This window comes from Bacillus sp. TL12 (genome assembly GCF_022625245.1).
Classification (GTDB): Bacteria; Bacillota; Bacilli; order Bacillales; family Bacillaceae_G; genus Bacillus_A.
On record NZ_JAJJBY010000250.1, the window covers coordinates 1 to 290 of the forward strand.

At 40.3% G+C, this 290-nt stretch carries 1 protein-coding gene; it reads left to right on the top strand.

All coding sequences use genetic code 11. The features are described from left to right. Window positions 1-2: 2 nt before the first annotated feature. Window positions 3-290, top strand: a 288-nt coding sequence (locus LOK41_RS28790) for an IS6 family transposase (RefSeq protein ID WP_241819478.1), incomplete at its 3' end; no start/stop codon positions are given.

The following is a 290-nucleotide window of genomic DNA, read 5'->3' on the forward strand; positions in this document are numbered from 1 at the left end:
ATTTGTTCAAATGGAAGCACTATCAGCCTGATATAATCTTGTTAACGGTAAGATGGTACCTACGGTACAACCTAAGTTTCCGTGATTTGGTGGAAATGATGGAGGAACGAGGTTTGTTTATTGCTCACACCACCATTATGCGTTGGGTGCATCAATATGGACCTGAATTAGACGGAAGAGTACGACGTCATCTTAAGACAACAAATGATTCCTGGAGAGTCGATGAAACATATGTGAAAGTAAAAGGTCAATGGGTGTATTTATATCGCGCAGTCGATTCAGAAGGAAAT